Genomic DNA, 12,883 nt, shown 5'->3' on the forward strand with positions numbered 1-12,883 from the left:
TCATGGATCGCTACCAACGTCAGATGATGTTGCCAGAGATTGGCGAGCAGGGGCAGCAGCGGCTGAGTCAGGCTCGGGTGCTGGTGGTGGGCGCGGGTGGGCTGGGTTCCACGCTCCTGCCGTTGTTGGTGGGAGCGGGTGTCGGTTATATCCGCCTGTACGATGACGATGAGGTGGCGCTGCACAATCTGCACCGTCAGACGCTGTTTGATATGCAGGATGTGGCGCAACCTAAAGTCACCAGCGCGCAGCGCGCGTTGCTGCGGCGTAACCCACTGGTGCGGGTGGAGCCGTTGCCGTTGTCCTTAACCGCCAGCAATGTGCAGCAGGCGCTACATAATATCGATCTGGTGATCGACGCAGCGGATAACTTCGCCGTGACCTATCAACTGTCCGATGCCTGCCATCCATTGGGTATCCCTTTGATCAGCGCGTCGGTACTGGGGCGACAGGGTTATGTCGGCGGATTTTGCGGCTCAGCACCGAGTTACCGCGCGCTATTTCCATGTTTACCCACCAGTGCAGCCAACTGCAACACCGCAGGCGTGATGGGACCGGCCGTCGCCGCGCTCGGGGCGTTACAGGCGCAGATGGCACTCAGTGTGTTGCTGGGGTTTGCACCTTCGCCGCTGGGTTGCCTGGTCAACTGCGATTTTGTGCACTGGCATTTTCGCCAGTTCCGTTTTGATGGCGCAGGCGAGCCGGATCAACCTGGCGTGCCCTTTATTGATACCCGACTTCTCAGCGCTGAAGATTGCATTGTCGAGTTGCGGAGTCGCGAGGAAGCCCCGGTTAGCGTGGCGGCCTGGGCGCAACGCATTCTGCCACAACAACTTGACGCCTGGCAGCCACCTGCTGATCGGCGCATTGTGCTGGTGTGCGCCAGCGGCATTCGTGCTGCCCAGGCGGCAAGCGCGCTGGCGCAGCGTGGCTGCACCCGACTGGCGATTCTGGCGGCCAATCGACCATGAACCCGGATATTACGCTGCACGATCTCAGTTTTAGCTGGGGAGGGCACCCGCTATGTCAGCACCTCGATTTGCGGCTGCGTGGCGGTAAAACCACGGTGTTGCTGGGGCGCAGCGGCATTGGCAAAAGTACCTTGCTGCGTCTGGTGGCCGGTTTGCTGCAACCGCAACAGGGCAGCATACGTGGCATCAGCGACAGCGTGGCCTGGATGGGGCAGCAGGATTTGCTCTATCCGTGGTTGTCGGTGCAGGACAACGTGATGTTGGTTGCACGGCTGAATGGCGAAAAGCCAGACCGCGCACGGGCCTTGCATCTGCTGGAGCAGGTCAAACTGGCCGATGTTGCTCATGCCCGGCCCGAGACGCTTTCTGGCGGTATGCGGCAACGCGTGGCGCTGGCGCGCACCCTGTACGCCGAACGCGATGTGGTACTGATGGATGAACCTTTTGCCACTCTGGATGTGATGACCAAACTCAGCCTGCAAACGCTGACCGCGACGTTGTTGCAGGGGAAAACCGTGCTGCTGGTGACGCATGACCCGCTGGAAGCCTGCCGCATGGCGGATGACATTCTGCTGCTGAGTGGCCAGCCGTTGCGGATCGAAGCCTGGCCGGTGCCAGACGGCGCGGCTCCCCGCACGATCGATGATCCCGGCCTGTTGCAGGCGCAGGGCCAGTTGTTTACCCGATTGAATCAAGATGAAGAAAAATCTGTTTAGCGCCATTTACTTATTGGCGGTGTTGTTATGCGCCTGGCTGCTGGCGCGCCACAGTGGCGTGCCAAATTTTCTGTTGCCCGCGCCGCAGGCGGTGCTGGAGGCGTTGTGGCTGCATCGCGCGCTGCTGTGGCATCACTTGTTATGTACCCTGGCGGAAATGGTGCTGGCGCTGTTGTTGGGCGTCGGTGCGGGGATAGTTTTTGCCGTGCTGATGGCGGGAAGTCCAACGATACGCCGCTTGCTGTTTCCGCTGGTCACCGCCAGCCAGGCGATTCCGGTGTTTGCGCTGGCCCCGCTACTGGTGCTGTGGCTGGGGTTTGGCATCGCGTCCAAAGTGGTGGTGGCGGCGTTGATCCTGTTCTTTCCTCTGTGTCTCTCCTTGTTTGATGGCCTGTGCCGCACACCGCCGGGCTGGCTGGAGCTGGCGCAAACCCTCAATGCTTCACGCTTTCGCCTGTTCTGGCAGGTGCGCTGGCCCGCTGCGCTGCCGCAATTTTTCTCCGGTTTACAGATGGCGGTGGTGCTGGCGCCGATTGGCGTGGTGATTGGCGAATGGGTAGGGGCCAGCGAAGGACTGGGCTACCTGATGATGCAGTCCAACGCCCGGCTGGAAACCGCCACCAGCTTCGCCGCGCTGTTGTTGTTACTGATTCTGGCGTTGCTGTTGTCTGGCGGCGTCGCCCTGCTACGTAAGAAAACCCTCTGGCACTCAACATAAGGATGCATTTTGAAAAACCTCGGTACGGTGATAACCGCGTTATTACTGCTGGTGACCTCCAGCGTTGCTCAGGCGAACGAAAAAGTTCGGTTGCTGCTCGACTGGTTCGTTAACCCGAATCATGCGGCCATTTTTGCCGCGCAATACAGCGGCGCGTTTAAAAAAGAGGGGCTGGATGTGGAGATGATCGCCCCGGCTGACTCCGCTTCAGTGCCCTTGCTACTGGCGGCCGGTAAGGCCGATCTGGCGATCAGCTATCAACCGCAGCTCTACACGCTGGTGGATAAAGACGTCCCGGTCATTCGCGTGGGTACGCTGATCAATCAGCCGTTAAACACTCTGACCACCGTTTCCGCTGATATCCATTCACTCAAGGATTTTGCCGGGAAATCGCTCGGTTATGCCATCCCTGGCTTTGAGGATGTCGCTATTCGCAACATGCTGAAATCGCAGGGGGTTGACCCGGATTCGGTCAGACTGATCAACCTTAATATGGATGCGGTGTCGGCGCTGCTGACGCACAAAATTGACGGGGCCATGACGGTGTACCGCAACTATGAGTTGCTGGAGCTGCAAGACAAAGGCGCGAAGCCGGTAGTCTTTAAGCCGGAAGATTTTGGCGTTCCGGCTTATGACGAATTGATCATTCTGGCGAATCAGAAAACGGCGGCGCAGGATAAACGTATCCCGGCGTTTCTGCGCGGGTTGGATGCCGGTGTCGCCTGGTTACGCGCACACCCTGAGCAGGCATGGCAGGCGTTTATTAAGCAATATCCTGAACTGAATACGCCACTGAATCGTCAGGGCTGGCAGGCGACGTTGCCGTATTTTGCCAGCCACAGCGCAACGCTGGATACGCAGCGTTATCAGGCTTTCGCGCAATATATGAAAGCGAATGGGCTGATTCAGCAGGTGGCACCGATGACGCGTTACGCGTTGCAGTAGCGGCGTGATGTATCACGCAATCATCTCGTGTCAGCAGGTGGCGGGAAAACCGCCACCTTTTGGCATTGCGTGCGATGAACTGTTCGGATTGCGTCTGAATTCGGAAAATACTGGAATTGTGTGACTGTCATCACTTCTCGTCACACGCTAAAATAAATGCTTCTTATTCAGAATAGGTTTTTCGTCACGATGTTTTCGCGTCTTACACTTGCCAGCCTGATGGCTGCGACATTACTGACTGGTTGCGCGCGCCACGCCACCAGCAACACTGCGTCGACTACGACTCCGGCCCCTATCTCCACGAATGATATCGCGTCGCCGTTCGAGCAAGGCCCGACCATCATCAACGTTACCCATGAAGTGACACGTACCGATGATGGTTCTGCGATTTATGTGACGGTAGATGGTCAGGACGCCGGTCTGTTGACGAAAGGCGAAGATAAATTGATCCACGTTTCAGCCGGTAAACACAAAATCGGTGGCTACGTGCAGACGCTGTTTGGTTTTGGCCGTGTGACAATTCAGTCTGTGGACGTGACAACCGATCCTAAAGGTCCGAAAAACGTCGTTTATTCTGTGTCCAAACAGAAACCGGCGTTCAGTGAAGTGGCCGACAGCAAGCCGGGCAATTCCTGATTTAAACAAAATTCGTCGCGGCGCGATTTATCGTGTGGGTGAAAAACAGCGCGATAGATCGCGCCGCGACGCTTGCCAGCCACAGCAGATACAACCCGCCGCCGATCTCCAGCGCCAGCAGCATCGAGCCACCAATCACACCGCCCGCCAGTGCCAGGGCCGCACCACGCCCCTGTTTCATCGCTGGGCCCATAATCGCCATGTTGCTCGGACCCGGGCTGGCAGTAGCCACAAAATAGGTGGTGTAGATCAACATCAGTTCGTGTGAAAGCGCCATAATTCCCTCTGTAGCGGATTAAGTTCCGATTTAGGGTTATTTCGTGCCAGGTGACATTTTTCTACGCCAGATCTGTTAATTAGGTGTTAATTCGCTATGCTGTGGCTCCACTTATCCGGGGTGTAACGCAGGAGAAAGGCTGTGAATCTGAGCCAGCGCGAACATATCGCCAACGTGGTTGCCAGCGTCGAGCAGGCGACGACGGCGCAGGTGTTGAATCCGCAAGGCAGTGATGCCGTTCAGGCATCCTGGTTACGCTGTGTCAATCACCACGGCCTCGATCCCAGCCGTTTGCAGGAAGCGCGTATTCTCCCTGCGGGGCAGTTGCGTGAGCATCGTCAACAGCTGGAAGAACTGCGGTTTGTCGCGCAGCCGGGCCTGGATAAGCTTTATCAGCAGATTGCCCCGGCCGGTTACATTTTGCTGCTGGCCGATGCCCAGGGCGTTGCCGTTGATTATCTTGGCGACGTTAACGCAGAAATCAGCTTGCGGCGCGCGGGGCTGTTTCTTGGCGCGCAGTGGTCAGAAGCGTTATCCGGCACCTGTGCCGTGGGTACGGCGCTTGCCACGCGGCAGGCCATCACCATCCATCAAACTGACCATTTTGATGCGACTCATATTCCGTTGACGTGCAGCGCCGTGCCGTTGTTCGATTCCCAGGGGGATCTCCAGGCGGTACTCGATATTTCTGCGCTGACCTCACCTCAGCCGCGTACCAGCCAGCATCTGGTGATGCAACTGGCACAGCAGCAGGCACAGAAAATCGAAAATGCCTGGTTGCTGCACCGCCATCGTCACGACTGGGTGCTGAAGCTGAGCCGCAATCCTGCCTGGCATGATATCGAACCGGAGTTTTTGCTGGCGTTTGATGCGCATGGTCGTCTGACAGGACTGAATCCGGCGGCGAGGCATTGGCTGAAAGCGCACCCACAACCGCTTGGGTTACCGCTCTCCGCGCTGTTTCCCGGCCCGATGGAACAGTTGCTTTATACCCCGCAGTTGGAAGATATCAGCGGACAGCAGCGTTTTTATGCGCAGACAATACACCCGGTGCGGCCAACGCCCGCAACAGGCGTGACGTTGTCACCAAAACTCGCCGCGTTAAGCGGTGGCGACCCGCAACTTGATCAACAGCTGCGCCGTGCCACGCGTTTGCTCGACTCATCGCTGCATGTGCTGGTGCAGGGGGAAACCGGTAGCGGTAAAGAGTATTTTGCCCGCGCTTTTCATCAGGCCAGCCCACGATGCAAAGGCCCATTCGTTGCAGTTAACTGTGCGGCAATCCCCGCCAGCCTGCTGGAAAGCGAATTGTTTGGCCATCTGCCCGGCAGCTTTTCCGGGGCGGGGAGTAAAGCGCGACGTGGCCTGATCCAGGCAGCCGAGGGCGGTACGTTGTTTCTGGATGAAATCGGCGATATGCCGCTGGAGATGCAGACACGTCTGCTGCGCGTGCTGTCCGAGCAGGAAGTGACGCCCATTGGGGCGCGGCAGCCGCAAAAGGTGGATATCCGCGTGCTGTCGGCTTCGCACCATCCACTGGCGCAACGGGTCGCTGACGGGTTATTCCGCGAAGATTTGCTTTACCGCCTGCAAGGCGCCTGCGTTCACCTGCCACCACTGCGGGAACGGAAAGATATCAACTGGCTGATTGAGCAGATGCTGGCAGGGCGGGCGCAACTCAGCGATCGGGCACGTCAGGCGCTGGTCAATTATCGCTGGCCGGGGAACCTGCGTGAGCTTAATCATGCGTTGCAGTACGCGCTGGCGATGTGTGAAAGCGGGGTCATTGAGTGGGACGACTTACCTGATACGCTGTGCTTTGTCGCGCCATTCCAGCCGCCTGCGAGCGATGACCAGCACGAAGCGTTGTTGCGTCAACTGCGCACGGTGCACTGGAATATCAGCGCTGCGGCACGCCAGCTCGGTATCAGCCGCATGACACTGTATCGTCGTCTGCAACGGTTAGGTATTCAGTTGCCAGAGCGGCAATAGAGACGGGCCAGCCTGGCTGGCCCGAGGGTTATCACTGCGGTGGGCGCACCAGAATTTTGACCTGCTGTTTCTCTTTCACCAGCGCTTCAAATCCCTGTTCGACCAGATCGGCCAGTTCAATACGTTTCGTCACCAGTTTGTCGGCCTGGAAGTAGCCCTGGGCCATCAGTTCCATCACCGCCGGGAAAATGTGGCGATAGGCAATGATACCTTTGACGCTACGTTCGCTCAGTACCACTTTGTTGGGATGGAAGGAGGCTTCGCCTTCCCAGATCGAGACGATGATGGTTTCGCCTTCGTAGGTGGTGCTGTCGATACATTGTTTCAGCACCACTGGAACGCCGGTCACTTCATAAGCTACATCCACGCCGCCGTTGCTCAACTCGCGGATCTTCGCCACGGCATCTTCTTTGCTGGGATCGATCACCACTTTGGCACCCAGTTCACGCGCTTTCTCTGCGCGCTGAGGGGACAGTTCCACCACGTAGATTTCGGCAGCGCCTGCGGCACGCAGTGCTTCAATCACCAGCAAGCCAATCGGGCCGGCACCAAACACGGCGGCTTTATCGCCCGCTTTCAGTTTGCTCATGCGCACGGCATGCAACGCCACGGCAGCCGGTTCCACCAGCGCGCCTTGTTCGTATGAGAGGGCATCTGGCATACGGTGCACCATATGCTCCGCCACGGTGGTGAAGCTGGCAAAACCGCCGCCACCGCCGGACAGACCGTGGAAGCCGAGGTCGCCGCACAGGTTGTATTTGCCTTCGCGACAGGCCGGGCATTCGCCACAGGAGAGGATCGGCTCGACCACCACGCGGTCGCCGGGTTTCACTTTGGTGACACCTGCACCGACCTCAACAACCTGGCCGGAAAACTCATGGCCGAGGACGACAGGAGCGATGTCATGGCTGATTTTGTGGGGTTTTTCCACTGGGACGAAAATCGGACCCGCGATGTATTCATGCAAATCGCTACCGCAAATGCCGGTCCATGCGACTTTGATTTTAACTTTACCGGCAGTGACCTGGGGTTCTTCAATATCATCGACGCGAATATCGCGTGCTTTATACCAACGTGCCGCTTTCATGTTGTTCTCCTTGAGGCTGGCATTATTTCTGTCCATTGCCACGCGGGTGGCCGGTGCAGAAGCTCAGCGTGGCTATAGCGAGAACTGTGCCAGGGGGGGTGGTGAATAATTTTATTTTAAATCAATAGATTAAATTGGCCCTTCTGAGCGGGAGCTGTCTCGCTGTGACAGGGTGTAACAGGTGCAACTGTCACCGTGAGACAGGTACGCACGATGTTGTGCGGGTTGTAGCGGCGCGATTTATCGCGCAGTACCCATCAGGCCGCCAATTGCGCGGTCAGCGCGCGCAGATGGGTGCGTAACACCTGATACAAGGCGCGAATCGCCGGGGAGAACTGTTTGCGATGAGGGCAGATCAGATGCAGTGGGGTGCTTTCGCCAGGCTGGTGCGGAAGCACCACTTCCAGCCGACCGGCCTGTACATCACCACAAACATCCAGCCAGGATTTATAGGCGATCCCCATTCCTGCCACCGCCCAACGGCGCGCCACGTCAGCGTCATCACATAATAAGCGGCTCTTTACCGTAATCTGACGACGCATGCCTTCCTGTGGAAAGGTCCATTTGTCATACACATGGCCGTTCATGACAAACAGCAGGCAATGATGGTGGGCAAGATCCTCCAGTTTTTCCGGGCGGCCATGTTGATCGAGCCAGGCAGGCGCGGCCACCAGTACGCGGCGATTATCTTCCGCCAGCGGCAACGCAACGTAGCTGCTATCGTCAAGTTTGCCGTAACGGATAGCGATATCGACCGGATCACGGAATACATCACTGATCTGGTCGGAAAGGGACAATCGCACCGACAGGGACGGGTGTTCGCGGCAAAACTGGGTTATCAGCGGCAGCACGATATTGCGGCCGATATCGGACGGTAGCGCGATCTTGAGTTCACCGGACAACGCATCATCCTGGCTTTGCAAACTGTCAGCACCAGCCTGCATCAGTGCCAGCATCTCCTGCGCATAAGGCAGGTATTTCTCTCCTTCCGCCGTCAATCGCAGGCTTCGCGTGGAGCGAGCAAACAGCCGTTTATCCAACTCGCGTTCCAGGCGTTGAATCGCGGCGCTTACCTGGCCAGGCAACAGGTCGGCCTCACGCGCGGCACGGGAAAAACTGCCGAGCGCGGCGGAGCGTACAAATAAGGTCACATCTTCCAGTCGAATCATTGCATCATCCCAGCGACAGTGGATTTTCACTCTAAAAGTGAAAGTGTTGCTCTGCAAGTGGCGTTTTTAACCCTGCAAAGGCGGCGTAGGCTACGCGTTATTCGCTAAAACCCTTGAAGAATAAGGAACCTCAACATGAAAGCCATTGTTTACAGCCAAAACGGTTTACCGATTTCTGATGAAAATGCCCTCTACGATCTCGATGTGACGAAACCGCAGCCGGGTGCGCGTGACCTGCTGGTGAAAATTAACGCCATTGCCGTTAATCCGGTGGACACCAAGGTGCGTGCCGGTGCGCCAACCGATCAACCTCGCATTCTCGGTTGGGATGCGGTGGGTGTGGTGGAAGCGGTGGGCGAAGCCGTAACCCTGTTCAAACCCGGTGATGAAGTCTTTTATGCCGGTGATATCACTCGCCCCGGCAGTTACGCTGAATATGGCCTGGTGGATGAGCGTATCGCCGGACATAAACCGCAATCGCTGAGCGCCGCTGATGCCGCCGCACTGCCGCTTACCGCGTTGACCGCCTGGGAGTTGTTATTTGATCGCCTGGAAGTGCAGCCAGAAGAACATGCGGCGTTGCTGATTATTGGCGCGGGTGGCGGCGTAGGGTCGATGCTGACGCAACTCGCGGCGAAGCTGACCGGGTTAACAGTGATTGGCACAGCGTCGCGTCCGGAAACGGCAGACTGGGTACGCTCACTCGGCGCACACCATGTTATTGACCACCACAAACCGTTAGCTGAGCAGTTGGCCGCATCAGGCATTGCCGACGTACGCTATGTCGCCAGCCTGACCCATACCGACAGCTACTATCCACAGTTAATTGATGTGCTGGCTCCGCAGGGCAAACTGGCGTTGATTGACGATCCTGAGTCGCTGGACGTGGTGCCGTTGAAGCGTAAAGCCATCTCACTGCACTGGGAATTGATGTTTACCCGCTCGTTGTTCCATACCGCCGATATGCAGCGTCAGCATGATATTTTGCAGCAAGTCAGCGCGTTGATTGACGCAGGAACATTGCAAACCACCGCAGGTGCTCATCATGGCACCATCAATGCTGCCAATCTGCGTAAGGCTCATGCCTTAATCGAAAGCGGCCGAGCACGCGGCAAAATTGTGCTGAGTGGTTTTTAACGTATTGAAACACAATTCGTTAACCGTGGGGTTAGCGAAGCGGATAGGGTAGTGCCATCTCAACTGTGACTGTTCTGGAGAAGACTATGACGCTGAATGATGCCGTGGCGCGTCGCCATACGGTGAAAGCCTTTGCTGCGGGTAAAAACCTGCCGGATGCTGAGATCGAAACCCTGTTGAACGTGCTGCGCAACAGCCCGTCATCAGTCAATTCTCAGCCCTGGCACTTTGTGGTGGCTGCCACGGCGCAAGGGCGCGAGCAGATTGCTCAGTCGACCCAGGGGGCGTTCGTCTATAACGGCCCCAAAGTGCTGAATGCCTCGCACGTTATCGCGCTGTGCATGCGCACCGACCTTGATGACGCGCATCTGCAAAATGTGCTGGCGCAGGAAGAGCAGGATGGCCGTTTTCTGAAACCGGAGGCGAAGGCCGGGCAGGATAAAAGCCGTCGTGGCTATGTAGATATCCATCGCTATGAACAACGTGATATCCCGCAATGGATGGAAAAACAGGTTTACCTGGCACTGGGCGGCCTGCTGCTGGGTGCGGCGATGCTGGGTATTGATGCCACGCCAATGGAGGGTTTTGACCAGCGTGCGCTTGATCAGGCGCTGGGACTGCGTGAAAAAGGGCTGACCAGCGTGGTGCTGGTGTCACTGGGTTATCGCAGTGATGAAGACTTCAACGCGGCGTTACCGAAATCCCGCCTGCCGCGTGACGAGATTTTCACTTTTATTTAATGAAAGTCGCCATCCAGGCAACTGGGTGGCGCGCATTTCGGTGCCGGGCAGAGACAGCCGTCACAAAGGATAAAATTGTTGGACCATCTTGCGGATTTTTTCTCCTGACGCGGCACCTGGCAGCCAGGCACCAATTTTATCGGCCAAAATGGCACTGCATGGGAATGCATTTGAATGTCCTGGAAAAAGACATGTTTTCCAGTGTCCTGCGGTTATTTTATCTATTATTCCCGGCCAAAATTCCACCAGGTCGTCGATAAGTATATCGGCCAACCTCCGTAACGCTTCGGGAGAGTCTTCTTCTATGCCGCAATAGCGCTCAGAGGACATTTCGGCGGCCATCCTTATCAGTAAAAGATAGGCGGCAACCTTTTTTTCGTTATCCTGAAGTTCGTTGCTTTTCAGCGCCAGTCGTTCCACGGTGAGAACGATCAGTTCATGGCGTAATTGTCTGGCGACTGCAACTGCGTTCTCTTCAGTAGCATAAAAGCGTCTCAGGACAGAACCCAACAAAAGTTGGTCATCATGACCCGTAATTTTCATGGGGGCAGTGGATTTCCGGGTAAGCAGCGAAATCAGATGTTCTTTGATTTTCATAGTCCTGGCATTTTCATCATTGTTCAAATCCAATTGAGCAGAGAACAAAAATGAAATAATCGGGGCGAGGTTAATACCGGCCCGACTCCATAAATCGTGTAAGGCTGGGAAGTGAGTGAGGAAACTATGGAGTTTTTCCGGTGCGCAAGGGAAAAAGATGATTTTGGCTTCAGACCCAGGTTGATGCTTTAGCAGAGCATAATGCACCGGAATTTGATTTTCGGTGACCAGCAAGGAGAAATCAGTTGGCGAAATATACATTGCCTCCCCATTTGTATGGTTGAAGAAAATATTAGGGAAGATATTTCCTTCATGGTTTGATTCGAAAATATGTTGTTCAATATAGGATTTTATTGCCGATATAGGATGGATTTTGAAAAATCTTTCTCTCAGGTCAGCATCTGTCCCAATGAATTGGTTGACCAGAAATTGATTGCGGATGAGATGGTTGTCATTTTTATGCCTCAGCGACTTTATTATTTCATTATGGAGTGTTTTGGGTAGCACTGACGTTTTTCCATAATCAGACAGCCATTTTTCTCTGAAGGAAGTGATTAACGCTGAGTTCGCACATTTTTTGTTAAAGCATTGTGTAATGATGGATTCGCGCAGCGTAGCAGAACGCATCCATGCCTGTTGTAAATCAGCAATTGAACTGGTCCATTCCACAATTTGTTCTAACCAGTCAACCCAAATCGCGTCAATTTTAACGGTGTCCATAATTTTAAATAAAATCGCACCACTTCGGGAGTTATTGATGCTATCCAGGTAAAGGTCAATATTCTTATCATCTTTCACCATCACAGGACTGAGTCGGATGCTGCGAGGTTTATAGTTTTCAGCAACCAAACCACTCAGGTCACTCATCTGTAAAAAAAGCAAGTTATCAATATTGGCACCAGTGAAATTGACATCGCTGACCAACTTCACTTTATCAAACGTGAGATTGGATGCTGTTATATTAATAAAGCTTGTTTTTTCGAAATTATAATATTTATTGCCACAGGTAAACTTGACATTCTCCAGTCGACTGGCAGAGAAGTTTGCATTTTCTATACAGGTGCTGTCATGGTCGATAATAATAAGGTTTTTAAGCGACCCATAAGAAATGTTGATGCAAGAAAAACTCACAGCTTTCATTGTGGAGGGTTTTCCTTCATACAGGCCGTCAATGGTTGTTCCGACCCATAATACTTTACTCATGTCAAATTTAAACCAACTCAAAGAAAACTTCCCGGATTCAATGATGCTGTTCGTTATTTCGTTTCCCTCGCTGCGAAATCCAAACCAATTAAAGTAAAGGCCTTTAAAATATTGCCTGTCAAGCTTTATAATTCCTTTAAAGTTTCCTGGTAGACTTTTCCCGGTTGTGCAGAAGTGAATGTTTACGAATGTTCGTTTTTTTGTCTCAGTGGGTAGAAATTTCTCCAGGTATATAATCAGATGCTTACCCTGCAACTCCCCATGCAAATAAATATCTATGTCGTCCAATCTGTCATCTTGAGTGACGTTGTTTGAACTGGGCAGAGCTGAAACATTGGTTGCTTGCGATACAGGCAGTGGTGGTTGACTATTATCTTGTAATGAACAGGCAGGCACATTTATTGTAGGGGGATTTTTAATTCTATCCATGAAATTCGTTCCTGAATATATTATATAGATTTTATATCAGCCATCCTTTTATCATCAGCTGACGCAGGTATTCGTGTTCTCAGGCTTATATATTAGACATCTTACTTTTATTTGTGGTGAGGATGGCATGATATTTTAATGATTAAGGAAAATTTAACGGCGTATAAAGCCAGGCTAACCTCCTGACAAATATAAGATTTTACTCTGAGTGGAACCGGGTAATTTGCTGGCGGGAATAACAACGTCATGTTATTTAATCTACATGT

The 12,883-nt window shown here is 54.1% G+C and carries 11 protein-coding genes and 1 pseudogene; 8 read left to right on the forward strand and 4 right to left on the reverse strand.

Annotated elements, in window-relative coordinates:
- The first annotated feature begins 2 nt into the window (after nucleotides 1–2).
- The 5 genes from CTZ24_RS21055 to CTZ24_RS21075 all read left to right on the forward strand — a co-directional run bounded on the left by CTZ24_RS21055 (nucleotide 3) and on the right by CTZ24_RS21075 (nucleotide 3,986).
- Entirely contained in the window at nucleotides 3–971 is a 969-nt protein-coding gene (locus tag CTZ24_RS21055; RefSeq protein ID WP_208726277.1) for a HesA/MoeB/ThiF family protein, read from the forward strand.
- A complete protein-coding gene (locus CTZ24_RS21060; protein WP_208726279.1) occupies nucleotides 968–1,687 on the forward strand; it encodes an ABC transporter ATP-binding protein in 720 nt (239 codons plus the stop codon). Before CTZ24_RS21055 ends, CTZ24_RS21060 begins: the two co-directional genes overlap by 4 nt.
- Complete coding sequence (locus CTZ24_RS21065) at nucleotides 1,668–2,405, forward strand: ABC transporter permease (protein ID WP_208726286.1); 738 nt, start codon at nucleotides 1,668–1,670, stop codon at nucleotides 2,403–2,405. The genes CTZ24_RS21060 and CTZ24_RS21065 overlap by 20 nt, the downstream gene beginning before the upstream one ends.
- Nucleotides 2,406–2,414: 9 nt before the next feature.
- Nucleotides 2,415–3,350, forward strand: coding sequence for an ABC transporter substrate-binding protein (locus CTZ24_RS21070; protein ID WP_208726288.1), 936 nt, complete (start codon nucleotides 2,415–2,417; stop codon nucleotides 3,348–3,350).
- A gap of 189 nt (nucleotides 3,351–3,539) precedes the next feature.
- Nucleotides 3,540–3,986: a hypothetical protein gene (locus CTZ24_RS21075; RefSeq protein ID WP_208726290.1), complete on the forward strand. Its 447-nt coding sequence runs from the start codon at nucleotides 3,540–3,542 to the stop codon at nucleotides 3,984–3,986.
- 55 nt (nucleotides 3,987–4,041) lie between these two features.
- Here the strand turns inward: CTZ24_RS21075 and CTZ24_RS21080 are convergent.
- Nucleotides 4,042–4,263 (reverse strand): annotated as a pseudogene (locus tag CTZ24_RS21080) (LysE family translocator); the annotation flags it as partial.
- A gap of 141 nt (nucleotides 4,264–4,404) precedes the next feature.
- Here CTZ24_RS21080 and CTZ24_RS21085 point away from each other — a divergent pair.
- The gene (locus tag CTZ24_RS21085; protein ID WP_208726292.1) at nucleotides 4,405–6,255 is read left to right on the forward strand and encodes a sigma-54-dependent Fis family transcriptional regulator; all 1,851 of its coding nucleotides are present in this window, start codon (nucleotides 4,405–4,407) and stop codon (nucleotides 6,253–6,255) included.
- 31 nt (nucleotides 6,256–6,286) lie between these two features.
- Here CTZ24_RS21085 and CTZ24_RS21090 read toward each other — a convergent pair whose 3' ends face one another.
- Nucleotides 6,287–7,342: a 2,3-butanediol dehydrogenase gene (locus CTZ24_RS21090; protein WP_208726294.1), complete on the reverse strand. Its 1,056-nt coding sequence runs from the start codon at nucleotides 7,340–7,342 to the stop codon at nucleotides 6,287–6,289.
- Nucleotides 7,343–7,599: 257 nt separating this feature from the next.
- Complete coding sequence (locus CTZ24_RS21095) at nucleotides 7,600–8,511, reverse strand: LysR family transcriptional regulator (RefSeq protein ID WP_208726296.1); 912 nt, start codon at nucleotides 8,509–8,511, stop codon at nucleotides 7,600–7,602.
- 135 nt (nucleotides 8,512–8,646) lie between these two features.
- Here CTZ24_RS21095 and CTZ24_RS21100 point away from each other — a divergent pair, with 135 nt between their 5' ends.
- Nucleotides 8,647–9,648, forward strand: a complete 1,002-nt coding sequence (locus tag CTZ24_RS21100; RefSeq protein ID WP_208726298.1) for a zinc-binding alcohol dehydrogenase family protein — start codon at nucleotides 8,647–8,649, stop codon at nucleotides 9,646–9,648.
- Between the two features lie 86 nt (nucleotides 9,649–9,734).
- Nucleotides 9,735–10,388: an oxygen-insensitive NAD(P)H nitroreductase gene (gene nfsB / locus CTZ24_RS21105; protein WP_208726300.1), complete on the forward strand. Its 654-nt coding sequence runs from the start codon at nucleotides 9,735–9,737 to the stop codon at nucleotides 10,386–10,388.
- A gap of 60 nt (nucleotides 10,389–10,448) precedes the next feature.
- Here the strand turns inward: nfsB and CTZ24_RS21110 are convergent, their stop codons facing one another.
- Nucleotides 10,449–12,617, reverse strand: a complete 2,169-nt coding sequence (locus tag CTZ24_RS21110) for a hypothetical protein (protein ID WP_208726302.1) — start codon at nucleotides 12,615–12,617, stop codon at nucleotides 10,449–10,451.
- Nucleotides 12,618–12,883: the final 266 nt, after the last annotated feature.

The organism is Pantoea phytobeneficialis, from assembly GCF_009728735.1.
Lineage (GTDB): Bacteria > Pseudomonadota > Gammaproteobacteria > Enterobacterales > Enterobacteriaceae > Pantoea > Pantoea phytobeneficialis.

Coding starts and splice junctions, on each gene's coding strand:
- CTZ24_RS21055 (WP_208726277.1), top strand. CDS start 3: ATGGATCGCTACCAACGTCAGATGATGTTGCCAGAGATTGGCGAGCAG.
- CTZ24_RS21060 (WP_208726279.1), top strand. CDS start 968: ATGAACCCGGATATTACGCTGCACGATCTCAGTTTTAGCTGGGGAGGG.
- CTZ24_RS21065 (WP_208726286.1), top strand. CDS start 1,668: ATGAAGAAAAATCTGTTTAGCGCCATTTACTTATTGGCGGTGTTGTTA.
- CTZ24_RS21075 (WP_208726290.1), top strand. CDS start 3,540: ATGTTTTCGCGTCTTACACTTGCCAGCCTGATGGCTGCGACATTACTG.
- CTZ24_RS21090 (WP_208726294.1), bottom strand. CDS start 7,342: ATGAAAGCGGCACGTTGGTATAAAGCACGCGATATTCGCGTCGATGAT.
- CTZ24_RS21095 (WP_208726296.1), bottom strand. CDS start 8,511: ATGATTCGACTGGAAGATGTGACCTTATTTGTACGCTCCGCCGCGCTC.
- CTZ24_RS21100 (WP_208726298.1), top strand. CDS start 8,647: ATGAAAGCCATTGTTTACAGCCAAAACGGTTTACCGATTTCTGATGAA.
- nfsB (WP_208726300.1), top strand. CDS start 9,735: ATGACGCTGAATGATGCCGTGGCGCGTCGCCATACGGTGAAAGCCTTT.
- CTZ24_RS21110 (WP_208726302.1), bottom strand. CDS start 12,617: ATGGATAGAATTAAAAATCCCCCTACAATAAATGTGCCTGCCTGTTCA.